The 24,327-nt window shown below is 75.4% G+C and carries 17 protein-coding genes; 7 read left to right on the top strand and 10 right to left on the bottom strand.

Annotated features, from left to right (window positions below; genetic code table 11):
* The first annotated feature begins 140 nt into the window (after positions 1 to 140).
* Positions 141 to 269 (top strand): hypothetical protein, encoded by a 129-nt coding sequence (locus ACWDBB_RS17960; protein ID WP_449790508.1) that lies wholly within the window; start codon positions 141 to 143, stop codon positions 267 to 269.
* Positions 270 to 501: 232 nt separating this feature from the next.
* Here the strand turns inward: ACWDBB_RS17960 and ACWDBB_RS17955 are convergent, their stop codons facing one another.
* From ACWDBB_RS17955 to ACWDBB_RS17945, 3 genes are all read right to left on the bottom strand, one after another.
* On the bottom strand, positions 502 to 1,542 hold the full coding sequence (locus ACWDBB_RS17955) for a zinc-binding alcohol dehydrogenase family protein (RefSeq protein ID WP_449790507.1): 1,041 nt from the start codon (positions 1,540 to 1,542) through the stop codon (positions 502 to 504).
* Between the two features lie 43 nt (positions 1,543 to 1,585).
* Positions 1,586 to 3,949 (bottom strand): phosphoenolpyruvate synthase, encoded by a 2,364-nt coding sequence (gene ppsA / locus ACWDBB_RS17950; protein ID WP_449790506.1) that lies wholly within the window; start codon positions 3,947 to 3,949, stop codon positions 1,586 to 1,588.
* A gap of 196 nt (positions 3,950 to 4,145) precedes the next feature.
* Positions 4,146 to 5,105 carry a LysR substrate-binding domain-containing protein gene (locus ACWDBB_RS17945; protein ID WP_449790505.1) on the bottom strand — a complete coding sequence of 320 codons (960 nt, stop codon included), beginning with the start codon at positions 5,103 to 5,105 and terminating at the stop codon, positions 4,146 to 4,148.
* Positions 5,106 to 5,234: 129 nt separating this feature from the next.
* Here ACWDBB_RS17945 and ACWDBB_RS17940 point away from each other — a divergent pair, with 129 nt between their 5' ends.
* Positions 5,235 to 5,990 carry an SDR family oxidoreductase gene (locus tag ACWDBB_RS17940; protein WP_449790504.1) on the top strand — a complete coding sequence of 252 codons (756 nt, stop codon included), beginning with the start codon at positions 5,235 to 5,237 and terminating at the stop codon, positions 5,988 to 5,990.
* Between the two features lie 87 nt (positions 5,991 to 6,077).
* Positions 6,078 to 6,671: an ester cyclase gene (locus ACWDBB_RS17935; protein ID WP_449790503.1), complete on the top strand. Its 594-nt coding sequence runs from the start codon at positions 6,078 to 6,080 to the stop codon at positions 6,669 to 6,671.
* Between the two features lie 110 nt (positions 6,672 to 6,781).
* Here ACWDBB_RS17935 and ACWDBB_RS17930 read toward each other — a convergent pair whose 3' ends face one another.
* Entirely contained in the window at positions 6,782 to 10,369 is a 3,588-nt protein-coding gene (locus ACWDBB_RS17930; protein WP_449790502.1) for a hydantoinase B/oxoprolinase family protein, read from the bottom strand.
* A gap of 199 nt (positions 10,370 to 10,568) precedes the next feature.
* Between ACWDBB_RS17930 and ACWDBB_RS17925 the strand changes: the two genes are divergently transcribed.
* Complete coding sequence (locus tag ACWDBB_RS17925; protein WP_449790501.1) at positions 10,569 to 11,726, top strand: NAD(P) transhydrogenase subunit alpha; 1,158 nt, start codon at positions 10,569 to 10,571, stop codon at positions 11,724 to 11,726.
* Positions 11,727 to 11,751: 25 nt separating this feature from the next.
* Here ACWDBB_RS17925 and ACWDBB_RS17920 read toward each other — a convergent pair whose 3' ends face one another.
* From ACWDBB_RS17920 to ACWDBB_RS17905, 4 genes are all read right to left on the bottom strand, one after another.
* A complete protein-coding gene (locus ACWDBB_RS17920) occupies positions 11,752 to 12,360 on the bottom strand; it encodes a hypothetical protein (RefSeq protein ID WP_449790500.1) in 609 nt (202 codons plus the stop codon).
* Between the two features lie 71 nt (positions 12,361 to 12,431).
* Entirely contained in the window at positions 12,432 to 12,965 is a 534-nt protein-coding gene (locus ACWDBB_RS17915; protein WP_449790499.1) for a flavodoxin family protein, read from the bottom strand.
* A gap of 153 nt (positions 12,966 to 13,118) precedes the next feature.
* Complete coding sequence (locus ACWDBB_RS17910) at positions 13,119 to 15,650, bottom strand: cation-translocating P-type ATPase (RefSeq protein ID WP_449790498.1); 2,532 nt, start codon at positions 15,648 to 15,650, stop codon at positions 13,119 to 13,121.
* 12 nt (positions 15,651 to 15,662) lie between these two features.
* On the bottom strand, positions 15,663 to 15,905 hold the full coding sequence (locus tag ACWDBB_RS17905) for a DUF1918 domain-containing protein (RefSeq protein ID WP_449790497.1): 243 nt from the start codon (positions 15,903 to 15,905) through the stop codon (positions 15,663 to 15,665).
* Positions 15,906 to 16,166: 261 nt separating this feature from the next.
* On the opposite strand from ACWDBB_RS17905, the gene ACWDBB_RS17900 reads away from it, so the two are divergent.
* Entirely contained in the window at positions 16,167 to 16,784 is a 618-nt protein-coding gene (locus ACWDBB_RS17900) for an Rv1733c family protein (RefSeq protein ID WP_449790496.1), read from the top strand.
* A 57-nt stretch (positions 16,785 to 16,841) separates the two neighbouring features.
* Here the strand turns inward: ACWDBB_RS17900 and ACWDBB_RS17895 are convergent, their stop codons facing one another.
* On the bottom strand, positions 16,842 to 19,208 hold the full coding sequence (locus ACWDBB_RS17895; RefSeq protein WP_449790495.1) for a glycoside hydrolase family 65 protein: 2,367 nt from the start codon (positions 19,206 to 19,208) through the stop codon (positions 16,842 to 16,844).
* A 175-nt stretch (positions 19,209 to 19,383) separates the two neighbouring features.
* On the opposite strand from ACWDBB_RS17895, the gene ACWDBB_RS17890 reads away from it, so the two are divergent.
* On the top strand, positions 19,384 to 22,104 hold the full coding sequence (locus ACWDBB_RS17890) for a bifunctional acetate--CoA ligase family protein/GNAT family N-acetyltransferase (protein ID WP_449790494.1): 2,721 nt from the start codon (positions 19,384 to 19,386) through the stop codon (positions 22,102 to 22,104).
* Positions 22,105 to 22,302: 198 nt separating this feature from the next.
* Positions 22,303 to 23,403 (top strand): D-TA family PLP-dependent enzyme, encoded by a 1,101-nt coding sequence (locus ACWDBB_RS17885; RefSeq protein WP_449790493.1) that lies wholly within the window; start codon positions 22,303 to 22,305, stop codon positions 23,401 to 23,403.
* Positions 23,404 to 23,712: 309 nt separating this feature from the next.
* Here the strand turns inward: ACWDBB_RS17885 and ACWDBB_RS17880 are convergent, their stop codons facing one another.
* Positions 23,713 to 24,282, bottom strand: coding sequence for a TetR family transcriptional regulator C-terminal domain-containing protein (locus ACWDBB_RS17880; RefSeq protein ID WP_449790492.1), 570 nt, complete (start codon positions 24,280 to 24,282; stop codon positions 23,713 to 23,715).
* Positions 24,283 to 24,327 lie beyond the last annotated feature (45 nt).

Genomic DNA, 24,327 nt, shown 5'->3' with positions numbered 1-24,327 from the left:
CCGGAACGGGGAGCGGGCCTTCGTATCCAGCAGACCGCCGCCGCGAGCGGGGCGGCAGGGCCGTTCGGCCCATCACCGGGCCCCATTGGTGGGGCCGTCCGGGTCGGTGCGGTGCGGCCGGGTGCGTCCGGACGGTACCGGTGAACCGGGGCAGGGCCGGGGCGGAGGCGTACCGCACGGTCTCGGTGCTCGCCGGGTACCGCGACCCCGGTGAACAACTGTTCCTCGACGACCTGCCGCGCTGGCGCTCCCGGGCGCCGGGCGGTTGACGCGCACCGGGGGCGCGGGACCGGGCCGTGATCCGCCCGCCCCGGGAGTCAGCGGGAGAGCGATCCGATCGTGGGCGATCGAGCGCCGTGCTCCACCCGCGGTGCCTCCGGTGTGCGCCGCACGGTGAGGCGCCGGCGTTCGCCCGGTACACCGTGTTCGCCGAGCAGGTCGAACAGTGCGGTGACGAGGCGGTCGCCGCGCTCTTCCGGGGTACCGCCGCGGTGCGTGGCCCTACTTCGGGACGAGCACCGCGACGCCGGTGACCCGGTCCGCGGCGAGGTCCGCGAGGGCGGTGTCGGCCTGCCGCAGGGGGTAGCGGGTCACGTGGACGGCCGGGCGGGTGCGGGCCGCCTCCGTGAGGAAGGCCCGCCCGTCGGCGCGGGTGTTGGCGGTGACGCTGCGCAGGGTGCGTTCCTGGAAGAGGTGCCGCTGGTAGTCGAGTCGCGGGATGTCGGTGAGGTGGATGCCCGCGACGGCGAGTGTGCCGCCGCGGTCCAGGGCGGCGAGGGCGGCGGGTACGAGCTCGCCGGCCGGGGCGAAGAGGATGGCGGCGTCCAGTGGTTCCGGGGGCGGGTCGTAGGAGTCGCCGGCGAAACCGGCGCCGAGGTCCAGGGCGAGCCGCCGGGCGGGTGCGGCGCGGGTGAACACGGCCACCCGGGCGCCCCGGGCGAGGGCGATCTGGGCGGTCAGGTGCGCGGACGCGCCGAAGCCGTAGATGCCGAGCAGTCCGCCGGCGGGCAGTTCGGCGCGTTCCAGGGCGCGGTAGCCGATGATCCCGGCGCACAGCAGCGGGGCGAGCTGCTCGGCGGGCGGGCCCTCGGGCAGCCGGTAGGCGTAGCGGGCGTCGGCGGTCAGGTGCCGGGCGTAGCCGCCGTGCCGGTCCCAGCCGGTGTAGCGGGAGTCGGGGCAGAGGTTCTCGCGGCCGCTGCGGCAGTAGCCGCACCGGCCGCAGGTCCCGGCCAGCCAGGCCACCCCGGCCCGGTCCCCGACGCCGAACCCCTCGGCGTCCGCGCCGACCGCGAGCACGCGGCCGACCACCTCGTGCCCGGGGGTGCACCGGGCCGTCCTGGGGGAGAGGTCCCCCTCCGCGAGGTGCAGGTCGGTGCGGCACACCCCGCAGGCCTCCACCTCCACCAGGATCTCCCGCGGCCCGGGCGCCTCCAGCGGCCGCCGCTCCCACAACAGTGGTCCCGGCCCGGGACCGCCGACCGGCCCCGGGCGGTCCACCACCCAGGCGTCGGTCTCCGTGGGGAGGGGTTCCGTCGTGCTCATCGCCGTCTCCTGCCGCTCGGCCCGTGACGTCGGACGTCCGCGTTCAAGTCTCCTGCTCCGCGGCTGCCACCGCGTGCTTCACGGCGGCGAAGCTGTCCGGGGTGACGGAGATCGAGTCGATCCCGGCCCGCACCAGGAATCGGGTGAAGTCCGGGTCGTTGCTGGGGCGCTGGCCGCAGAGGCCGACGTGGCGGCCGGCCGCGTGGGCGGTGGCGATCAGGGACTCGATGCTGCGGGTGACGGCCGGGTCGCGCTCGTCGAAGAGATGGGCGAGCAGACCGGAGTCGCGGTCGACGCCGAGGGTGAGCTGGGTCAGGTCGTTGCTGCCGATCGAGAAGCCGTCGAAGCGTTCGGCGAACTGCTCGGCGAGCAGGATGTTGGCCGGGATCTCCGCCATCACGTACACCCGCAGGCCGTTCGCACCCCGCGTCAGCCCGTTGTCGGCCATCACCGCGAGGACGCGGTCGGCCTCCTGCGGGGTCCGGCAGAACGGGATCATCACCACGACGTTGGTCAGCCCGAGCTCGTCCCGGGCCCGGCGCAGCGCCCGGCACTCCAGGGCGAAGCCCTCGCGGTAGCCGAGGTCGTAGTAGCGGCTCGCGCCGCGCCAGCCGATCATCGGATTGGCCTCGACAGGCTCGAATGGCGTGCCGCCGATCAGCCGGGCGTACTCGTTGGTCTTGAAGTCGCTGGTGCGCACGACCACCGGGTCCGGCCAGCGGGAGGCGGCGATCCGGGCCACGCCGCGGGCGAAGAGGTCCACGAAGTAGTCGGTGCGGTCGGGGTAGCCGTACGCCAGCTCGTCGACCCGGCGCCGGTCCTCCGGCGAGAGCCGCTCCGGGTGAACCAGTGCCATCGGGTGGACGCGCACCTGGTGGGCGACCACGAACTCGGTGCGGGCCAGGCCCACGCCGTCCGCCGGCAGCCGCCACCAGCGGAAGGCCGCGCCCGGGTCGGACAGGTTGAGCATCACCTTGGTCCGGGTGGCCTGCAGTGAGCCGAGGTCGGTCTCGGTCGCCTCGTACCCGACGAGGCCCGCGTAGACGTGGCCCTGCGCGCCCTCGGCGCAGGAGACGGTGACCTCCTGTCCGCCGGTGAGCACGGCGGTCGCCGATCCGGTTCCGACCAGGGCCGGTACGCCCAGTTCGCGACTGACGATCGCCGCGTGCGAGGTCCGGCCGCCGTGGTCGGTGACGATCGCGGCGGCCCGCTTCATCAGCGGCTCCCAGTCCGGGTCGGTGATCTCCGTGACCAGGACGGCGCCCTGCGGGAAGCGTTCCAGGCCGACCGGCTCGGACAGCGCGCACACCGGCCCGGCGCCGATCGCCTCGCCGACGGCGATGCCGTCCACCAGCCGCTCGCCCGTACCGGTGAGCCGGAACCGGCGCAGCACCTCGCCCCGGCGGCGGGACTGCACGGTCTCCGGCCGGGCCTGGACCAGGAACAGCCGGCCGGTGATGCCGTCCTTGGCCCATTCCAGGTCCATCGGGCAGCCGTAGTGCTCCTCCACGGCCACCGCCCACTCGGCCAGCGTGCGGACGTCGCCCTCGCCGAGCACCGGGCGGGACCGCTCCCGCGCGTCGGTGTCGACGACCGTCGTCGAGCCGTTCCCGCCGTAGACGGCCTTGCGGCGCTTCGCACCGAGCCGCACCTCGATCACCGGGTCGATGCGGTGGTCCTTGAGCACCGGCTTGAACACCGTGTACTCGTCCGGATCCACCTGGCCGCTGACCACCGTCTCGCCCAGCCCCCAGGCGGCACTGATCACCACCACACCGGGGAAGCCGGTCTCGGTGTCGAGCGTGAACGCCACCCCCGCGCCCGCGAGGTCGGAGCGCACCATCAGCTGCACGCCGACGGAGAGTGCGAGGGAGAGGTGGTCGAAGCCCATCCGCTCCCGGTAGTCGATCGCCCGGTCGGTGAACAGCGAGGCGAAGCAGCGTCGGCAGGCGTCCAGCAGGGCGGCGGGCCCCCGGACGTTGAGGAAGGTCTCCTGCTGCCCGGCGAAGCTCGCCTCCGGCAGGTCCTCGGCGGTGGCGCTGCTGCGCACCGCGACGTCCGGGTCCTCCCGCCCGGCCTCACCGGCGAGCCGGGCGTACGCGTCCACGATGTCGTGTTCGAGCGCGGGCGGCAGCGGGACGGACAGGACGGCGGCGCGGATGGCGGCGCCGACCTCGGGCAGTGGGGCGCCCCCGTGCAGCCGGTCGACCTGCTCCGCGACCCGCTCGCGCAGACCCTCGGCGCCGAGCAGTTCGCGGTAGGCGTCCGCCGTGGTGGCGAAGCCGTCGGGCACCCGGACGCCGGCCGGGCCCAGGCCGTTGATCAGTTCGCCGAGCGAGGCGTTCTTTCCGCCGACCAGGCCGACGTCCTCCCGGCCGAGGTCGCGGAAGCGGATGACACGGCGCATGGCTGCCTCCAGGCGCGCTGGCAGGATGGCCCGGCGGCGCCGGACGCGCCGGGGGTCCGTCTCTTCCACTGTCCTCTGCGGGGCGGGAAGCTTCGAGAGGACGTACGCCCCTCGGGCCGGGCCTGGTCGGCCGCCGTACCGGGGCCGTTCGGCCCAGGAGCCGATGTGGAGGCGCGCGGGTGGGTACCGGGCGTGATCAGGCGTTCGGCGCTGTGCCGGGACCGCCCGGCCCGTCCGGCGCGGCCCCGGCCGACCGGCCGGGGCCGGCGGGGTCCACCCGGGCCCGGCGGGCCAGGAGGTCGGCGAAGGCCACGGTGAGCGGGTCCGGGCGGGTGCGGGTGTAGGCGGTCAGGGTGCGCAGGATCGGAGGTGCCGGGCGCAGCAGGGCGCCCTCGAAGTGGGCCGGGACGATGTTGGCGGGCACCAGGGCGGGGCCGAGCCCGGCCGCGGCGAGCAGCGGTGCGGCGGAGGTCTGCTCCGCGCGGATCGCCGCCCTGGGGTGGAAACCGGCCCGGGCGCAGACCTGGTCCAGGAGATCGGCGAGGCCGTTGTCGGGGGCGTAGTGGACCCAGTCGCGGTCGGCGAGTTCGGTCAGTTCGACCGTGCCGGTGGGGCGGTCGGCCAGTGGGTCCTCGGCGGGCAGCACGACGGTGAACTCCTCGACGCCGAGCTCCCGGATCGGCCCCTCCCAGCCGGTCGGCGTGGGCCCGATGGCGAGGTCGGCGCGGCCCGCGAGCATGGCCTCCTGGAGCCGGTCGGTGTGGGCGTACTCGCGCAGCCGGATCCGCACGCCGGGGTGGCGGCGGTGCCAGTCCCGGAGCACCGGCGGCAGGATGCCGAGGCTGACCGAGTAGACGACGGCGACCTCCAGTTCGCCCTCCTCCAGCCCGGCCGTCCGGCGGGCCGCCGTGTGCAGGCGCTCGGCCTCGGCCAGCGCGGCGCGGGCGTGCGGCAGGACCGCCCGGCCCATCGGGGTGAGCCGTACGGAACGCGGCAGCCGTTCCAGCAGCGGGCCGCCGAGGGTGCCCTCCAGGGCGCGGATCTGGTGGGAGAGCGCGGGCTGGGTGACGTGCAGTTGTTCGGCCGCCCGGGTGAACGATCCGGTGTCGACCACGGTGGTCAGGTACTCGAGCTGCCTGAGCGTCGGCGTTGCCATGAACGGATTTTATCGCTGGGGTAGAAAACAAGCCTTGGACTCATCACGGGCGGCCGGGAGAGGGTCGTGGTGTGGCCGCCGCGGGAAACAGCGGGCGGTCTGATTCCCCGACGATCCCAGGAGTTCTCCATGTCCGTTTCCGCCTCCGCACCCGGCACCACGTACCCCCCGGCCTCGCTCCAGGGCCGACGGCTCGTGGTCGTCGGCGCCGGCTCCCGTACCGGGCGGGCCCTGGCCAAGGCGGCCTCGGCGGCCGGCGCCTCCCTGGTGCTGGCGGGCCCGGACCCGCGCAAGCTGGAGTGGACGGCCGGCGAGCTGACCGGGCCGTCCGAGGTGATCGCCCTCGACATCGCCGACGAGCGGTCGATCGCCGACTTCGCCGCCCGGGCCGGCCGCTTCGACCACCTGGTCTCGACCGCCGCGATGCCCGCCAACGGCCCCCTGCGGGAGCTCGAGGCGGCCGACGTGCAGCGGGCGTTCGCGGCGAAGGTGATCGGCCCCCTGCTGCTGGCCAAGCACCTGGTCGGGCAGGTCGCCGAGAGCGGCTCGTTCACCTTCTTCTCCGGCGTGGCCGCGTGGCGCCCGGCGCCGGCGCGCACGGTGATGGCCACCACCAACGGCGCGCTGGCCTTCCTGGTGCAGGCGCTGGCGGTCGAGATCGCGCCGGTCCGGGTCAACGCCGTCTCTCCCGGCATCGTCGACACCGGCTCCTGGGACGGCCTGGGCGCCGACAAGGAGGCGTTCCTGCGCGGGGTCGCCGAGCGCAATCCGGCCCGGCGCGTCGGCACCCCGGAGGACCTGGTCAAGGCGGTCCTCTACGCCGTCGACAACCCGTACGTCACCGGCACGGTGCTGCACGTCGACGGCGGCGGCCGGCTCGCCTGAGCCGCGGCCGCGGCGTCTTCTTCCCCGTCCTTCTCCCGGCACGCCCGGCCCCCGGGCGTGCCCACCCCGATCCGAGGAGCTGTTCCCATGCGCTCGCGCACCCTGATCCGTACCGCCGCCGTCCTGGCGGCCGTGGCCGCCCTGGCGGGTGGCACCGCTGCGGCCGCCCCCGCCCACGACTCCGACCGTGACTGGCCGCAGCGCCTGGTCGACCGTTCGCCCGGCCTCGTCCAGCCGAAGGCGCTCACCGCGGACCGCTCCATCGGCGCCCGGCGAGCGGCCCATGAGGTCCACCTGGCCCAGCAGTTGTACACCTTCTGGAACACCGGGCAGCAGCGCTACCTGGACGCGGCGGTCAGCCCGCGGTTCCGGGACAACACCCTGCCGCCGGGCCGTCCGCAGGGCCCCGCCGGGCCGCTGTTCGCCTCGAGGAACTTCCGCGCCGCGGTGCCGGACCTGACCTGCGAGCTGTCCGACCTCCTCGTCAGCGGCGACAAGATCACCGCCCGGCTGGTCTTCCGCGGCCACTTCACCGGCACCTTCGACGGCGTGCGGGGCCAGGGCCAGCGCGTCGAGTTCAACGCCATCGACATCCAGCACGTCGGCACCGACCGGATCACCGAGGACTGGCACATCGAGGACAACGCGACGCTGCTGGCCCAACTGGGCGTCCACGCCTGACGGCTCGCGGCAGCCGGCCGCGTTCACCGGGCGAAGGCGGTCACCGCCTCGGCGGCCCGGCCGGTCCCGGCGCCGACCGGCCGGATCGGGTCAGGGCCGGGCGGATCGCCTCAGGCCGGGCTGCCGTGGCCGCCGCCGCCCGGTGTGCGGATCTCCAGGGCGTCCCCGGTGGCGAGCTCGGTGCTCCCGCAGCCGGGCAGCTCCTCGACGGTGCCGTCCGCGCGCAGGACCCGGTTGTCGCCGAGGGCGCCGGGGGAGCCGCCGTCGAGGCCGTACGGGGGGACCCGGCGGTGGCCGGTGAGCAGGCTGACCGTCATGGGCTCGCGGAAGCGCAGCCGACGCAGCGCGCCGTTGCCGCCGTGATGGCGCCCGGTGCCGCCGCTGCCGGGGCGGACCGCGAACTCCTCGACCAGGACCGGCAGCCGCCACTCCAGGACCTCGGGGTCGGTGAGGCGGGAGTTGGTCATGTGGGTCTGGACGGCGTCCGCCCCGTCGAAGTCCGGGCCGGCGCCGGAGCCGGAGGCGATGGTCTCGTAGTACTGGTGCTCCGCGTTGCCGAAGCTCAGGTTGTTCATCGTGCCGGAGCCCTCCGCCTGCACACCGAGTGCGGCGTAGAGGGCGCCGACGATGGCCTGGGAGGTCTCCACGTTCCCGGCGGCGACGGCGGCGGGGTACTCGGGGGCGAGCATGGAGCCGGGCGGCACGACGATCCGCAGCGGGCGCAGGCAGCCGTCGTTGAGCGGGATGTCGTCGGCGACGAGCGTGCGGAAGACGTACAGGACGGCGGCGGTGACGACGGCGGAGGGCGCGTTGAGGTTGCCGTCGAGCTGGGGGGAGGTGCCGGTGAAGTCGATGACGGCGCCGCGCTCCCGGCGGTCGACGCGCACCGAGACGGCGATCACGGCGCCCGAGTCGGTCTCGTAGCGGTACGTGCCGTCGGTCAGGCCGTCGACGGCGCGGCGCACCGCCTGTTCGGCGTTGTCCTGGACGTGCCGCATGTAGGCCTGGACGACGTCGAGGCCGAAGTGGTCGATCATTGCGTTGACCTCGTCGACGCCCTTGCGGTTGGCGGCGATCTGGGCGCGCAGGTCGGCGAGGTTGGTGTCCGGGTCGCGGGACGGGTACGGCGCCTCGGTGAGCAGCCGGACGGTCTCCTCCTCGCGCAGCCGCCCGTCCACCACCAGCGGCCAGTTGTCGAAGAGCACGCCCTCCTGGTGGATCTCGCGGCTGTCGGCGGGCATCGAGCCGGGGGCGGTGCCGCCGATCTCGGCGTGGTGGCCGCGGGAGGCGACGAAGAACAGCACGTCCTTCCCGTCCGGGTCGAAGACTGGGGTGACCACGGTGATGTCGGGCAGGTGGGTGCCGCCGTGGTACGGGTCGTTGACGGCGTAGGCGTCGCCCGGGCGCATCCGCGGGCCCTGCCGGCGGAGCACCTCCTTGACGGTGGTGCCCATCGAGCCGAGGTGGACGGGGATGTGCGGGGCGTTGGCGACGAGGTTGCCGTCCGGGTCGAAGAGCGCGCAGGAGAAGTCGAGCCGCTCCTTGATGTTGACCGACTGGGCGGTGGACTCCAGCCGGGCGCCCATCTGTTGGGCGATCGCCATGAAGAGGTTGTTGAAGACCTCCAGCAGCACCGGGTCGGCGGTGGTCGGCACGGCCTCCTCGGCGGTGGCGCCGACCTGTTCGACCAGCAGGTGCCCGGCGGCGGTGACGGTGGCCTTCCACCCGGCGTCCACCACGGTGGTGGCGTTGGCCTCGGCGATCACGGCCGGGCCGGTGACGGTGTCGTCCGCGCGCATCGACTCCCGCTCCAGCAACGGGACTTGGCTCCACGCGCCGCCGGTGTACAGGCGGACGGAGGCGGGCTCGGCCGCGGTGCCGGCGGGTTCGGCCGCGGCGCCGGCGGGGCAGAGGGCGTCGAGTGCGGGCTGTTCGGTCAGGCCGGTGCCCTCCACGGCGAGGGCCTCGACCACGAGCGGGCGGTCCATCAGGAAGGAGTAGGTGGCCCGGTGCCGCTCCTCGAACTCGGCCCGCATGCCGGCCGGTTCGCCCAGTGGGACGCCGATCGTGGTGTCGGTGCCCTGGTAGCGCAGCCGGGCCCGGTGCGCCAGCCGGATCCGTTCCCGTGGGACGCCCTGGTCGAGCAGCTCGCCCGTGGCCGTCTGCGCGAGTTCGTCGGCGAGAGCCCGTACCGCGGCCATCTCCTCCTCGGCGAGCGGCCGTTTGACGGCCTGCTCGCGCAGGACGGTGGTGTCGGCCAGGCCGATGCCGAGGGCGGACAGCACCCCGGCCATCGGCGGGACGAGGACGGTGCGGATGCCGAGTGCCTCGGCCACCGGGCAGGCGACCTGGCCACCCGCGCCGCCGAAGGTGGTCAGGGCGTAGCGGGTGACGTCGTGGCCCTGCTGGACGGAGATCCGCTTGATCGCGTTGGCGATGTCGCCCACCGCGATCCGCAGGAAGCCCTCGGCCGTCTCCTCCGCCGAGCGGCCGCCGATCTCGTCGGCCAGTTCGGTGAAGCGGCGCCGGGTCAGGTCGGTGTGGAGCGGCTGGTCGCCGTCCGGCCCGAAGACGCGCGGGAAGTGCCCGGCCTGGATGCGGCCGAGCAGCAGGTTGGCGTCGGTGACGGTCAGCGGCCCGCCGCCCCGGTAGCAGGCCGGCCCCGGGTCGGCGCCGGCAGAGTCCGGTCCGACCCGCAGGCGGTCGCCGTCGAAGCGCAGCACCGAGCCGCCGCCCGCGGCGACGGTGTGGATGGCCAGCATCGGTGCCCGCAGCCGGACTCCGGCGACCCGGGTGGTCACCACCCGCTCGTACTCGCCCGCGAAGTGCGACACGTCGGTGGAGGTGCCGCCCATGTCGAAGCCGATCACCCGGTCGTGGCCCGCCAGTTCGGACATCCGCACCATGCCGACGATGCCGCCGGCCGGGCCGGAGAGGATCGCGTCCTTGCCCCGGAAGTGGCCGGCCTCGGCGAGGCCGCCGTTGGACTGCATGAACATCAGCCGGACACCGGCGAGTTCCTCCGCGACCCGGCGGACGTAGCGGCGCAGGCCCGGGTCGAGGTAGGCGTCGACCACGGCGGTGTCCCCGCGCGGCACCAGTTTCATCAGCGGGCTCGCCTCGCTGGACAGCGACACCTGGTCGAAGCCGAGCCGCTCGGCGAGCCGCCCGATCTCCTGCTCGTGGGCGGGGTGCAGACAGCTGTGCAGGCAGACCACCGCGACCGAGCGGATGCCGGCGTCCAGGCAGCCGTGCAGGTCCTCGGCGAGCCGGTCGAGGTCGGGCGGGCGCAGCACCTCGCCGTCGGCGGTGATCCGTTCGTCCACCTCGACCACCCGGGCGTAGAGCGGCTCGGGCAGGACGATCTCGCGGGCGAAGATCTCCGGCCGGTCCTGGTAGCCGATCCGCAGCGCGTCCGCGAACCCGCGGGTGACGCACAGTGCGGTCGGCTCGCCGGTGCGCTCCAGCAGGGCGTTGGTGGCCACCGTGGTGCCCATCCGGACGGAGTCGACGAGGGCTCCGAGGTCGGCGCCGGGCGGCAGCAGGGCCCGGATCCCGGCGACGGCCGGGTCGCGGTAGCGGGCCGGGTCGTGCGAGAGCAGCTTGCGGGTCAGCAGCCGGCCGTCCGGAGCCAGCGCGACCACGTCGGTGAAGGTTCCGCCCCGGTCCACCCAGAACTGCCAGCCCCTGGCTGCCATGACCGGCTCCCTCCGCCCTGCCGCGCGGCGTTCCGTGTGCGCGCGGCGTTCCGTGTGTGCGTGGTGTCCGGATGCGCGTGCCGTCCGGATGCGCGTGGTGGTGCGCGCACGAGTGGCCCCGCGCACGAGTATCCGACCGGGCGAACGACCCGGGCAAACGGGACATACTGGGCGGGAGGGCCGACCCCTGGAGGCAGCGTTGACGGCCACGACGGTGGGGGTGCTGCGCGAGACCGTGCCCGGTGAGCGCCGGGTGGCCCTGGTGCCCGACCTCGTCCCGGCCGTCGCTCGACTCGGTGTGACCGTCCTGGTCGAGTCCGGAGCCGGTGCACCGGCCGGCCACCACGACGCGGAGTTCCGCGCCGTGGGCGCCACCGTCACCGGTCGCGCCGAGCTGCTGCGCCGTGCCGACGTCCTGCTCGGCATCCACCCGCCGAACGTCGACCCGGCGCGCGAGCTGCGGCCCGGGCAGGTGCTGGCCGCGCTGCTGCGGCCGCAGCGGATCCCCTACCTGGTCCGGCAGTGGGCGGACCGCGGGGTGACGGCGATCGGCCTGGACCTGGCGCCCGACCTGCCCGCCGCCTACCCGCTGGACGCCGGGGCCTCCCAGGCCAGGGTGGCCGGGTACCGGGCGGTGCTGCTCGCCGCCGGCCGTCTGGGCCGCTGCCTGCCGCCCTGGGGCACGACGGACGGCCTGTTCGACCCGGTCCGGGTGCTCGTGGTCGGCGCGGGCCCGGCGGGTCTCCAGGCGATCGACACCGCCCGCCGTCTCGGCGCCCCGGTCGACGCCGTCGAACCGCGCCACCGCGAGCGCGCCGCGGCCGTGGCCCTGGGCGCTCGGCTCTCGGACCTGCCCGGGCTGCGCCCGGTCGCGGACGAGGGGGAGCCGGGTGAGTCGCTCGACCGGGACCGTTCGGCCTGGTCGGCGGCGCTGGCCGAGGCCGTCCTGCGGTACGACCTCGTGGTGACGGCCCTCGCCCTGCCGGGCCGGCCGCCGCCCGTCCTGCTGCACGGGGCGACGCTCGCGCGGCTGCGGCGCGGCTCGGTGCTGGTGGACCTCGCGGCCGGCCCGGAGGGCGGCAACGTCGAGGGCGTCCCGCCGGGCACGACGACGGCGGGGGCCGGGGGCGGGGCCACGGTGATCGGCGCGGCGGACCTCGCGGCGCAGGCGCCCGGAACGGCCTCGCGGGCGTACGCCCACAACGTGCTGGCGCTGCTCGACCGGCTGACGCGCACCGGTCGGCCGGGCGCGGATCCCGTACTCGGCCCGATGCTGGTGACCGACCGGGGCGCCGTACGGCACGAACCCACCGCCCGGCTGCTGATGGCGGCGACCGCCGTCGCCGGTCTTCCCTGAGGGGTTCAGACCGCGTGCGAGGGGTTCAGACGGCGTGCGAGAACAGCCCGGCGTGCCGGGCGATCGCCCCGGCGCGGTCGGCGCACTGCTGGTAGCAGCACGACAGCAGCACGAGGTCGGTGACATCGACCGGATCGCCGCCCTGCTCGCCGAGCAGCAGCTCGTACAGCAGCCGCTGCCGCTGCCCGAGCTCGTGCATCCGCGTCAGCAGGTCCGCGACGTCCTCCGGCGAGCCCGACCCCAGGGCGTCGGCGGAGCGGGCGACCAGGTCCAGCGCAGCGTCGGCGATCCCGATCAGGGGCGCTCGCAAGCGTTCGTCGAACGGCTCCCGCTCCTGGCGCGCCCAGGCCGCCTCCAGCAGCCGCAGAGCCAGCCGACCGAGAGCCTCCACCTCGCATCCCACGTGGACGCCGACCACGATTGCGGCCCGGCCGCCGGGCGTCGCGGCGGCGTCCTCCTCGACGCGGGTGAGCAGTTCCGCCAGGGCCTTCTCCGCGGCGGTGATCCCGGCGCCCCCGTCGGCCGGGTCCGTGAGTGCGGCCGTCGCGCCGCCCAGCGCGGTGTTCGCCAGCCGTACCAGACCGGCCAGCTCGCCGACCAGGGCGCGGCGCCCGGTTCCTCCGCCGTCGGACATCCCGTCGTCTCCTGTCCTGCGGCCCCTCGACCAGTCTCCCTCCGGTGCGGCGAGGGCGCCTCGGCGCGGGATCAGACCAGGCTCGCGCCCCAGGCGCGGGCACGGTCGAGTTCACCGGTGCGCAGCGGCCCGTCGTTGTCCTCCACGATGAAGCCCTCGGGTTCGACGACCACGTCGTAGCGGTGGTGGGAGAGCCGGTGGGCGATGCCCTTGGCCGCGCCTCCGGCCCGGGCCATGTCGATCCGGGTGTCGAACGCGGCGGCATGGGTGCCGGACTCGGTCTCCGGGAGGTCGTGGAACCAGGCCCGCAGGCCCGGACCCTCGACCGTCTCCCGCGCCTCGGCCGCCTTCTCGTCCGCGCCCTCCTTGTGCCCCTCGGCCGTGGCGGCCATCCGGCGGCTGAGCCCGGAGGACATGCCGTGCATGTGGGTCGGGCCGCCGACCACCAGCAGGTCCGCGGTCCGGGTGACGTCGGCGCGGGCCTCGGCCACCGGGATGCAGTCGACGGCCGCCCCGGGATCGGCCTGGTGCACGCCCTCGGCGATCGCCTCGGCGACCTCCCGGGTGTTGCCGTACATGCTCTCGTACACGATCACGGTGTGCATGGTCTCCACCTTCCGTCGTCTCCAGTCTTGCGCCCGAATTCCACCGCCGACTTGGGCCGTTCGGCCCGGACCGGTCGGCAGGACGGGCACGTCCGCGCAGGCCGGTGGCGGACGGGCCGGGACGCCGCCGGCCGGGCCCGGCCGACGGGGACGTCAGTCTCCGGGCCCGTACAGCCGGGCGGCCGCGAAGCCGACGAGTCCGGCGGCCACGGGGGCGGCGAGGTCGGCCCAGCCGAGCGGTTCGGTGGCGAGGACGTCGCGCAGGAAGGGCAGGTAGAGGGCGGCCACGGCGAGGGCGGCGGAGGCGAGGACGGCCAGCGGAAGGAAGGGGTTCGCGCGGGTCAGCAGCCGGTCGCGCAGGCCCAGGACGGTGCCGAGCTGGGCGGCCAGCAGGGCGAGGAACAGGACGGTCTGCCAGGGCCGGTCGTCGTCGTGGGCCCGGAGCGCCGCGCCGAGGGACGCGGCCGCGACGACGAGGCCGAGCAGCAGCACCCGCTGCCAGACGCCGGAGCCGAGGATGTGCTGGTCCGGTGGGCGCGGGGGCCGGGACATCGCGCCGGGGGAGACCGGCTCCGCGCCCATGGCCACGCCGGTCAGGCCGTGGGTGAGCAGGTTGATCCAGAGGATCTGGCCGGCGCGCAGGGGCAGGGCGAGGCCGAACAGCGGGCCGGCCAGCATCACCAGGATCTCGGCGCCGCCGCCGGCCAGGCCGAAGACCAGGAAGCGGCGGATGTTGTCGTAGACCCGGCGGCCCTCCTCCACCGCGCCGACCACGGTGGCGAGTTCGTCGTCGGCGAGGACCAGGTCGGCGGCCTGGCGGGCGACCTCGGTGCCGCGCCGACCCATGGCCACGCCGATGTCGGCCTGCCGCAGGGCGGGGCCGTCGTTGACGCCGTCGCCGGTCATCGCGGTGACGGCGCCCCGGGTGCGCCAGGCCTGGACGATGTCGACCTTCTGCCGGGGATCGGTGCGGGCGAACACCCGGGTACCGGTCGGGTCGGTGACCGCGCCGGTGACGAGGTCCCGCCCGGTCGCGACCGCCCCGGCTCCGGCGGACGCGTCCAGCAGCCCGATCCGGACGGCCAGGGCGCGGGCGGTGGCGGGATGGTCGCCGGTGATCAGGACAGGCAGGATGCCGGCCCGACGGCAGGCGGCCAGGGTGGCGGCCGCGGACGGCTTGGGCGGGTCGGCCATCGCGGTCAGGCCGAGCAGCCGCATGCGGTGCTCGGCCGCCTCCGGAGGGTCGGGCACGTGGTCGACGTCCCGCCGCGCCACGGCGAGCACCCGGTAGCCCTCGGCGGCGAGGTCGGCGGCCGCGTGCCGGGCCCGTTCCAGCAGCTCCGGGGGCTCGGCGAGGACGACGGGGTCGAGGACGGCCTCCGGGGCGCCCTTGAGGCAGGCCGACAGGGTGCCGTCGGGCCCGCGGTGGAGGGTGCTCATCCGTTTGCGGGTGCTGTCGAACGGCGTCTCGGCGACCCGGGGGAGGTCGGCCCGCAGCCGTTCGTGGTCCAGCCCCGCCTTGCCGGCGGCGGTCAGCAGGGCGGCCTCGGTGGGATCGCCGAGGGCCCGCCACTCGGTGTCCCCCTCCGCGGGCGGGCGCAGCTCCGCGTCGTTGCACAGGACGGCGGCGGTGAGCAGCGCATCCGCTTCACCGGGGGCGGCCCCGTCGATCCGGACCTCGCCCGTGGGCCCGTAGCCGAGGCCCGTCACGGTCGCCGTGGAGTGCGGCGTCCAGAGGCGCTCGACCACCATCCGGCCCTCGGTGAGGGTGCCGGTCTTGTCGGTGGCCAGCACGGTGACCGAGCCGAGCGTCTCCACGGCCGGCAGCCGCCGGACGACGGCGCGGCGGGCGGCCATCCGGCGGGCGCCGAGGGCGAGGGCGAGCGTGACGACGGCGGGCAGCGACTCCGGCACCGCGGCGACCGCCAGGCTGATCGCGGTGACCGCCATCTCGCCGGGCGGCTGGTGCCGGACCAAGCCGAGGACGAAGACCAGCGCGCACAGGCCCACGGCCACCGCCGCCAGCACCCGGCCGAGCCCGGCCAGCCGCCGCTGGAGCGGGGTGGGTTCGGGCCGGGGGCGCAGCAGCGCGGCGATCCGGCCGAGCGCGCTGTCCGCGCCGGTGGCGGTGACCCTGGCCACGGCCCGGCCGCGCAGGACGACCGTGCCCGCCCACAGCACGCCGTCCTCGGCCTCCTTGGCCACCGGCAGGGACTCGCCGGTCAGCATCGACTCGTCGAGCAGCAGGGCGGCGGCATCGAGGATCCGGGCGTCGGCCGGCACGATGTCCCCCTCGGCGAGCGCCACCACGTCGCCCGGGACGACCTCGGCCGAGGGCACCTTGCGCGGTTCTCCGTCGCGCACCACCCGGGCCGCCGGGGCGGAGAGCCGGGACAGCGCCGCGACGGCGCTCTCCGCCCGGACTTCCTGGACCACGCCCACGGTGGTGTTGACCACGATCACCAGGGCGATGACCACCGCGTCCGGGTGGTCGCCGATGGCCAGCGTCAGGGCGACGGCCGCGAGCAGCACGGTGATCAGCGGGTCGCGCAACTGGGCGACCACCCGGGCCCACAGCGGTACCCGGCGGTCGGCGGCGACCTCGTTGCGGCCGTGCTCGGCGAGCCGTCGGGCGGCCTCGGCGCCGGTCAGCCCACGCGTGCGCGGATCGACGGTGACGGTCACGAGGGCGGCCCGTCAGTCGGCGAACAGGTGCGGGTTCGGCGGTACGCGGTCCGGGGCGGCGGGCTCGTGGGCGAAGTGGTGGATCCGGGCGTCCGGGCCGGGGAAGTACTCGGTGACCCGGTCGTCGTCGGACCAGCGGACGTCGTACGGCGGGCTGCCGTCCGGGTGGTGCAGGCCGACGATCTCGCCGTCCCTGCGGGCCGCGCCCGGCCGGGTGCCCTGGACGATGATGCGGTCTCCCACGGCGGCTTTCATGCCCGCCTCCCTGGCTCGGTGCGGGGCCCGGGCCCGTGGCCCCGGCCGTTCGTACTTCCATGGCACCACCGAACGAGCGTTTCGGCAGGGGCCGGACGGTCCCCGGGGACGGGACCGGGTCGGCCCGGTCCGGGACCAGCGGCCGGTGGACCGCGGCCCGGGGGCCCAGAGGAGCAGGGCCGTCAGGCCCTCGGCGGCGGCCGGCGGGCCCGGAAGACTGATCGGTGAGACAGAGCCGTTCCGGCACCGAGGAGACGCGTCATGTCCGCCGCAGCCGCCACGCACAGGCGTCCCGCCTCGCACACGACCCTGCGCGGGCACGTGCGCCGGGCCGCCGGTCGGGACCACAACCCGCTCTGCCGGCCGGTCGACCGTGCGTACAGCCGCCTGGTGGCGTCGGCGGTCCTGACGGCGCTCGCCTCCATCGTCCTGGCGGCGGTGGCGGCGCTGCTCGTCCACCACGTGGAGACGGCGGACGCGCGGGACGCCGCCCGCGACCGGCACGTCGTCACCGCCGTGACCACGGGCCCGGCCCAGTCGGTCGACCCGCGTGCGGGCCGCGTGCGGGAGCAGGCCCCGGCCCGCTGGACGTACCCGGTGGGGCCGGAAGCCGGCCAGGTCTCCGTGCCGGCGGGCACGCCGGCCGGGACGGCCGTGGCGGTCGGGCTGAACGGCGCCGGACAGCCGGTCGACGCGCCCCGGTCGAGCGAACTGATCGTCGCGGACGCCGTCCTGGCGGGCCTGGGCACGGTCCTGGTGCTCGCGCTCGGGGCGGACGGCTGGTTCGCGCTGCGCCGACGCCGGTTGGACCGCCGGGCCGAGCGGGACTGGGAGTCCGCATGGGAGCAGGTGGAGCCGCGCTGGTCCGGGCGGCGGTGAGCGGGCCGCTTCCGAGGTCGCGTGTTCCGGGACCGCGTCTTCCGAGGGCCCCGTCGCTCAGAGGTGGAAGAGCCTCGCCTCGCCGGGCCGGACCGTTGCCATGCTGCCCCGCAGCCAGATCCGGACCGGCTCCTGACGGTCCTCGCGCAGGCTGACCGTGACGGTGCGGCGGTCGACGGCGATCGTGAGGCCCCAGTGGCCCCGGTAGCGCAGGTCCAGCTCCAGCCGGCCGAGGGCGGAGGGCAGCCGGGGATCCAGCCAGAGGGCGTCCTCGCGGACCTCCAGGCCGGTGTAGCAGCGCTGCAGCAGGTCCACGGCGCCTGCCATGGCGCCCAGGTGGACACCCTCGGCGGTGGTGCCGTGCTGGCTGTCCCTGAGGTCGGCGACCAGGGCGTCGCGGAAGTGGTGCCAGGAGGCGCGGCGGTCGCAGCGGGTGAGCACCCAGGCGTGCACCACCGAGCTGAGGGTCGAGCCGTGGACGGTGCGCCGCAGGTAGTAGTCGGTGGTGCGGCGCAGCAGTTCGTGGCCGGCGGGGTGGCCGAGGCGGCGCAGCAGGTCGCGGACCTCACGGGCGGAGAAGAGGTACCAGAGCATCAGCGCGTCGGCCTGTTTGGAGGCCTTGTAGCGGTTGACGGTGTCGCCCTCGGCCTCCATGATCCGGTCGAGTCGGCGCAGGTCGGGGTAACGGCGCCGGTAGGTGGGCCAGTCGAGTTCGGCGAGGCGCTCGTAGCCGTCGAACTGGCTCAGGACGCCGTCGTGGAACGGGACGTGCAGGTGTCGGCCGACCTCCTGCCAGCGGTCGAGCTCGGCGGCGTCGAGCGCCAGGCGCTCGCGCAGCTCGTCGCGTCGGTAGCCGGGCAGGACGTCCAGGGCGTCCTGGGCGCGGGCCAGCACCCAGGAGGCCAGGACGTTGGTGTACGCGTTGTCGTCCAGGCCCGGCCGGGTCTCCCACGGGTAGGCGTCGTGGTACTCGTCGGGGCCGACCACCCCGCGGATGGACCAGCGCCCCCGGGTCGGGTCGTGGACGGCGGCGGAGGACCAGAACCGGGCGATCTCCAGCAGCGTCTCGGCGCCGGCGGTGGCGAGGAAGTCCCGGTCCCCGGTGGACTGGTAGTACTGCCAGATGTTGTACGCGACGGCGGAGCCGACGTGCCGCTGGAGGTGGCTGTGGTCGGGCAGCCAGCGGCCGGACAGCGGGTTGAGGTGCAGCCGCTGGGACTCCTCGCGGCCGTCGCGGGCGCTCTGCCACGGGTAGACCGCGCCGCGCAACCCGAGGGCCCGGGCCTGGCGTCGGGCCGCGTCGAGGCGGCGGTGGCGGTAGCGGAGCACGGCGCGGGCGAGTTCCGGGAAACGGAGGTTGAGCAGCCGCAGGACGAACAGCTCGTCCCAGAAGACGTGCCCCCGGTACGCCTCCCCGTGCAGCCCCCGGGCCGGGATGCCGACGTCCAGGTCGACGGAGTGCTCCGAGTAGGTCTGGAGCAGGTGGAACAGGTTCAGGTGCAGCGGGCCGGCCCCGTCGAAGTCCGCCTCGATCCGGCAGCGGCGCCACAACTCCGCCCAGCGCAGAGCGTGTTCGGCGAGCAGCCGGTCGAACTCCCCGGCCTCGGCGGCGAGCAGCCGGGAGGCGAGCAGCGGAGCCTCGACGGCCCGGTCGCGGGAGGTGTGCACGGCCACGGTCTTCGTCACGGTGACGGGGCGGTCGGGGGTGGCCTCCACGGTGAGGAGGTGGGCCGCCCACCCGTCGCGGACCTCGGCCGTCCGGGCGTGCTCGCGGTCGGCCTCGGTCCGGGCGCACAGGGCGATCCGCAGCGGCGAGTTGACCGTGTCGGCTTCGAGCCGGAGCAGACCGCTCTCGTCCACCCCCTGACCGGCCGGGACGAGGTGGCGTTCGGCCAGCCCCCGGTAGCGGGCGACCCCGGCGTTGGCGACGCGGCCGTCCAGGCCCGAGCGGACCTCCAGCGGGCCGGACCAGTTCTCCGGGGTGAGGATGCTCTCCAGTGCCAGCAGGTGCGGCCGGGCCTGGCTGGCCAGGCGGCGCTGCACCAGGCGGGTCCGCCGCCCCTGCCCGTCGACCACCAGCGCGGTGCGGGTCAGCAGCCCCCGGCGCAGGTCCAGCTCCAGCGTCTGCTCGGCGGGCGGGCCGGCGAACCACCCACCGCCGGCCGGGCGGAAGGTCAGCGGCAGCCAGTTCGGACAGTTGACCAGGTCCTCGTTGGCCACCAGGTGTCCGGCGGCGACGACTGACTCCGCACGGTCGTAGCAGCCCGCCAGGTACGTCCCCGGGTAGTGCACCCCGTCGGCGGCCGACTCCGGCGCGGCGCCCCGGCTGACCACGTAGCCGTTGCCGACCGCGCACAGCGCCTCGCGCAGGCCCTCCTCCACCGGGTCGAAGCCCCGGTACCGGAGGGTCCACGGGTCCGGCATGTCGGGATACCCCCTGGGTGGGTCTGCTGCCACGACCTGACCTCCGTGCCGACCGGCCTGCCTCCAGTCTGCGCACGGCGCCGCCGGGCCGCCGCCCGACCGGCCCGGGCCGGTCGGCCCTTCCATCGGCCGGGGGTGGGCGTGGAGCCTGGGAGACGGAGACAGGAGGTGTGCCATGTCCACCGTCCACCCGCTCGGCGGCGCCGAGGCCCTGCTGGCCGACGGCACGACCGTCGAACTCCGGCCGCTGCGGCCGGACGACCACCCGGCGGTGCTCGACCTGCACACCGCCGGGATGTCCGAGGAGAGCCGCCGGCTGCGGTTCTTCGGCGTCAGCCGCAACGCGCCGCGGCAGGCCGCCGACCGGCTGTGCGGGCCGCCGCGCACCGACCTGCTGGCGCTCGGCGCCTGGGTGGGGGAGGAACTGCTCGGAGAAGCGGACTGCGAGCTGATGGACGACCCGCCCGAGACGGCCGAACTGGCCCTCGCGGTGGCCGACCACTGGCACCACCGGGGCGTCGCCACCCTCCTGCTGGAGCACCTGGTGCACGCCGCCCGGGCCGTCGGCGTCCGCTTCTTCGAGGCCGACACCCTGGGCGGCAACCACGCCGTCCACCAGGTCTTCGCCGACCTCGGCCTGCCCGTCGAGCGCCGGTACGCGCAGGGCGAGGTCAGGATCCGGGTGCCGCTGGACGAGGGCGACGAGCGCTACCGCTCGGCAGTGGACGAACGCGGGCGCACCGCCGACCTGGCCAGCCTCGCCGCGCTGCTGCGCCCGGCCTCGGTGGCGGTGGTCGGGGTGTCCCGGCGGGAGGGCTCGGTCGGCCGGACCGTCTTCGGGAAGATCCGGCGGGGCGGCTTCGCCGGTGCGGTGTGGGCGGTCAACCCGCACGCCGGCGAGATCGACGGCGAGACCTCGTACCCGTCCGTCCGCGTGCTGCCCGCCGTGCCCGACCTCGCCGTGCTGGCCGTGCCCGCCGGCGCCGTCCCCGGGGCGGCCGAGGAGTGCGGCGCCGCCGGGGTGCGGGCCCTGGTCGTGCTCACCTCCGGGCTGGGCGCCGAGGAGGCCCGCGGGCTGATGCGGGCCTGCCGCCGGCACAGCATGCGGCTGGTCGGACCGAACAGCCTCGGCATGGCGCAGACCGACCCCGCCGTCCGGCTGGACGCCGAGTTCGGCGGCGCCTTCCCGCGGCCCGGCAGCGCCGGGGTCGCCGTGCAGAGCGGCGGCGTGGGGATCGCCCTGCTGTCGCGGCTGGCCTGGCTGGGCATCGGCGTGTCGAGCTTCGTGTCGCTCGGCGACAAGTACGACGTCAGCGGCAACGACCTGCTCCAGTGGTGGGAGGCCGACGGCCGCACCGACCTCGCGCTGCTCCACCTGGAGTCCTTCGGCAACCCGCGGGCCTTCGCCCGCACCGCCCGCCGGGTGACCAGGAGAGTCCCGGTCCTGACCGTCGACGCCGGACGTTCCACCGCCGGGCGCCGGGGCGCCGCCTCGCACACCGCGGCCGCCGCCACCCCGACCGTCACCCGGGAGGCGCTGTTCCGGCAGGCGGGCATCACGGCCACCCGCAGCATCGACGAACTCGTCGAGGCGGCCGCCCTGCTGCGCTCCCAGCCGCTGCCGGCCCCCCGCGGCGCGGTCGCCGTGGTCTCGAACGCCGGCGGCATCGGCATCCTCGCGGCGGACGCCTGCGCCGAGGCAGGCCTGGAACTGCCGGAGCTCCCGGCGGAACTGGGCGAACTGCTGCCGCCCGGAGCCTGCGTCCGCAACCCGGTGGACACCACGGCTGCCATCGGGCCGAACGAACTCACCTTCTTCCTGAGGGCGTTGGAACGCGAGGAGGCCGTCGACGCGATCCTGGTGTGCCTGGTGCCGACGGCGCTGGGCAGCACCCCCGCCCAGGACCCGGTGCGCGCCCTGCTGGAGGGCCCGGCCCGGCGCCGCGTCCCGATCGCCGCCGTGCTGCTCGACCAGCAGGTGCCCGTTCGCTACCGCACCTGCGCCGACGGCGGCGTGCTGCCCGCCTATTCGGACTCCGTCGCCGCCGCCCGGGCCCTCGGCCACGCCCGGGACCGCGCCCGCCGGCTCGCCGAAGCCCCGTCCCCGCCCGCCGACGCCCCGGACTGCGACCGCCGCGCCGCCCGCAGCCTGATCGACGGCCACCTCACCGCCCACCCCGACGGCGGCTGGCTCGACCCGCTGTCCACCGCCGACCTGCTGGAGGCGTACGGGCTGCCGCTGACCACCTCGGTGTGGGCCCGCGACGAGCACACGGCGGTCGCCGCCGCGCGCGGGCTGCGCTGGGTCGGGCACGACCACGAGGTGGCCCTGAAGGCCTACTGGCCCGGGCAGCTGCACAAGAGCGCGCTCGGCGCCGTCCGCACCGGGCTGGGCGCCGAGGACGAAGTGCGCGACGCCTACCGCGAGTTCGCCGAGCGGTTCGGTCCGCAACTGGCCGGAGCGGTGGTCCAGCCGATGGCGGCGCCCGGTGTCGAGCTGCTCGCGGGCATCGTCCAGGACCGGGTCTTCGGGCCGCTGGTGGTGCTCGGGGCGGGCGGCACCGCCGCGGACGTCCTGGCCGACCGGTCCGCCCGGCTCGCCCCGCTGAGCGAACGCGACCTGACCACCATGGTCGACGAGCTGCGCAGCGCGCCGCTGCTGTCGGGCCACGCCGGGGCGCCCGCCGTCGACCTCACGGCGGTCCGCTCCGTCCTGGCCCGGCTCTCCCGCCTCGCCGACGACTTCCCGGAACTCGTCGAGGTCGATCTCAACCCCGTGATCCTGCGCCCCGACGGCGCCGTCTGCGTGGACGCCCGGGTGCGCCTGGAACGCCGTCCGTCCTTCGACCCCTACCTGCGCAGGCTGCGCCGCCCGGCGGCCGCCGAAGGGGAGTGAGCCCGGCGACGCGCGGCCCTCACCGTGCGGCCGTACGCGCCCCAGCCCTCGGCCGTCGACGGAGCCTGGCAGCCCCGGCCCTGTTGCCCGCCGCCCGACCGGTCCCGGGACCCGCACCGAGTCGGCGCGCCGGCATGTGGCAGATTTGCCCGTGCCCGCGCGCCCGCACGGGCGTGGTCCGAGACGACGAGGAAGCCGATGACCAGAGTCCCCGAGGACGTCGACACCCCGGACATCGTGGTCGAGCTGGACGTGCTCCGGCGCAACGTCGACCGCATGGCGGCCGGGCTGCGGGCCAAGGGCCTGCGGCTGCGTCCGCACGCCAAGACCCACAAGATGCCGGAGATCGCCGAGTTGCAGCTCGCCGCAGGGGCCGTCGGGCTGACGGTGGCGACCATCGGGGAAGCCGAGGTCTTCGCCGAGCACGGCGCCACCGACCTCTTCATCGCCTATCCGCTCTGGATCGGCCCCCGTCAGGCGCAACGGCTGCGGCGGCTCGCTGCCGGGGCCAGGATCGCGATCGGAGCGGACTCCGCGGAAGCCGTCGGGGCAGCCGGTCGGCAGCTGGGCGACGCGGCCGGTGACATCGAGGTCCTGGTGGAGATCGACAGCGGCCACCACCGCAGCGGTGTCCTCCCGGCCGCGGCCGTGGCGGTGGCCCGCGCGGCCGCCGCCGCCGGGTTCCGGGTCGGGGGAGTGTTCACGTTCCCGGGCCACGGCTACGCGCCGGACATGCCCGAGCAGGCGGCGCGGGAGGAGGAGCAGGCCCTCGGGCGGGCCGCCGAACTGCTGACCGCGGCGGGATTCGACGTCACCCGGGTGAGCGGCGGATCCACCCCCACCGCGGAGCTGGCGGGACCCTCGGCGATCACCGAAGTACGGCCGGGCGTCTACGTGTTCGGTGACGGCCAGCAGCTCGAACTCGGACGGTGCGCGATCGCGGACATCGCGCTGACGGTCGCGGCGACCGTCGTCAGCCGTCACGAAGGAGACGGCACCGCACCCCGGCGGATCGTCCTGGACGCGGGCAGCAAGGTCCTCGGCGGCGACCGGCCCGCGTGGGCCACGGGCTTCGGCCGGCTCATGGACGAGCCCGACGCCCGCATCACGGCCCTGTCCGAGCACCACGCCACCGTGGTCTGGCCCGACGGCGGCGACCTGCCCGCCCTCGGCGAGCGGCTGCGGGTGATCCCCAACCACGTCTGCGTGGCGGTCAACCTCGTCGACGACGTCGCGGTCGTCAGCGGCGGCGAGGTCGTGGGCCGCTGGCGCGTCGCCGCACGGGGCCGGAACTCCTAGCTGGAGAGACGCGGGAACGAGCCGGGTCAGCAGCCGGGTCGATCTTGCCCGATGCTCACGGTCGCCGACCTCACCGAGGCCATCGGCTTCATCAACGACCGCGACAAGCCGCTGGCCGTCTACGCCGTCACCGGGAACGACACCACGAAGTCCCGGATCACGGCCGAAACCTCCTCCGGCACCGTCAACGTCGGCAACTGGTACGGCCGCTACTCCCTGGAATCCTTCAGCCACCGGAAGACGGCCTTCGACGTCCCGCTGAACCGACCCGGGTACGGCCGGCGTCCGTCCCCGGCGCCGGCCGCCGGGTCAGGCGGTCAGCGAATCGAACACGGTGAGGAAGTCGTCCAACGGCGCGCTGCCGCGGACGACCTTCGCCTGCATGGCCGCCCCCTCCCACGCGCTCACCAGGAATCGGGCCAGGACCGCGCTGTCCACCTCGCTCGCCAGAGTCCCGGCCGCGCTCGCCTCGTCCAGCGCCGAGGCGAGCGCGGAGGCCCAGCGCCCGAGCCGGTTGCCCACCTCGTCCCGGACCGCGGGGCTCTGCGTGGACAGCTCCGCCCCGAAGTTGCCGAACATGCAGCCCCGAGCGTAGTCGTACCGCTCCAAGTCCGCGATCAGGTAGGCGAAGTGGCCGCGGATGCGTTCGACGGGAGGAACGGACTTGTCGGCGAGCATGTCCAGCCCGCGCGATGCGGCGTAGCGGCGCATGACCTCGACGGCCATGGCTTCCTTGCTGTCGAAGTGGTTGTAGAACGAACCCTTCGGGGTGCCGGCGGTGTCGGTGATGTCCTTGATGCCGACGCCGTTGAAGCCGTGCTCGTGGAAGCGATCGTGCGCGGCTTCGAGCAGATGTTCGCGCATGCTGGGACGCGGCACGGTGCACACTCCTTCTGTCGTTCTCAATATGTCCGGTCGTCTTTC

Source organism: Kitasatospora sp. NPDC001095 (assembly GCF_053598615.1).
This window is presented reverse-complemented; position numbering and strand designations above follow the sequence as displayed.

Excerpts from the sequence above, each read along its gene's own strand:
- ACWDBB_RS17955 (WP_449790507.1), bottom strand. The coding sequence starts at position 1,542 with ATGAGCACGACGGAACCCCTCCCCACGGAGACCGACGCCTGGGTGGTG.
- ppsA (WP_449790506.1), bottom strand. The coding sequence starts at position 3,949 with ATGCGCCGTGTCATCCGCTTCCGCGACCTCGGCCGGGAGGACGTCGGC.
- ACWDBB_RS17945 (WP_449790505.1), bottom strand. The coding sequence starts at position 5,105 with ATGGCAACGCCGACGCTCAGGCAGCTCGAGTACCTGACCACCGTGGTC.
- ACWDBB_RS17940 (WP_449790504.1), top strand. The coding sequence starts at position 5,235 with ATGTCCGTTTCCGCCTCCGCACCCGGCACCACGTACCCCCCGGCCTCG.
- ACWDBB_RS17935 (WP_449790503.1), top strand. The coding sequence starts at position 6,078 with ATGCGCTCGCGCACCCTGATCCGTACCGCCGCCGTCCTGGCGGCCGTG.
- ACWDBB_RS17930 (WP_449790502.1), bottom strand. The coding sequence starts at position 10,369 with ATGGCAGCCAGGGGCTGGCAGTTCTGGGTGGACCGGGGCGGAACCTTC.
- ACWDBB_RS17920 (WP_449790500.1), bottom strand. The coding sequence starts at position 12,360 with ATGTCCGACGGCGGAGGAACCGGGCGCCGCGCCCTGGTCGGCGAGCTG.
- ACWDBB_RS17915 (WP_449790499.1), bottom strand. The coding sequence starts at position 12,965 with ATGCACACCGTGATCGTGTACGAGAGCATGTACGGCAACACCCGGGAG.
- ACWDBB_RS17905 (WP_449790497.1), bottom strand. The coding sequence starts at position 15,905 with ATGAAAGCCGCCGTGGGAGACCGCATCATCGTCCAGGGCACCCGGCCG.
- ACWDBB_RS17900 (WP_449790496.1), top strand. The coding sequence starts at position 16,167 with ATGTCCGCCGCAGCCGCCACGCACAGGCGTCCCGCCTCGCACACGACC.
- ACWDBB_RS17895 (WP_449790495.1), bottom strand. The coding sequence starts at position 19,208 with ATGCCGGACCCGTGGACCCTCCGGTACCGGGGCTTCGACCCGGTGGAG.
- ACWDBB_RS17890 (WP_449790494.1), top strand. The coding sequence starts at position 19,384 with ATGTCCACCGTCCACCCGCTCGGCGGCGCCGAGGCCCTGCTGGCCGAC.
- ACWDBB_RS17885 (WP_449790493.1), top strand. The coding sequence starts at position 22,303 with ATGACCAGAGTCCCCGAGGACGTCGACACCCCGGACATCGTGGTCGAG.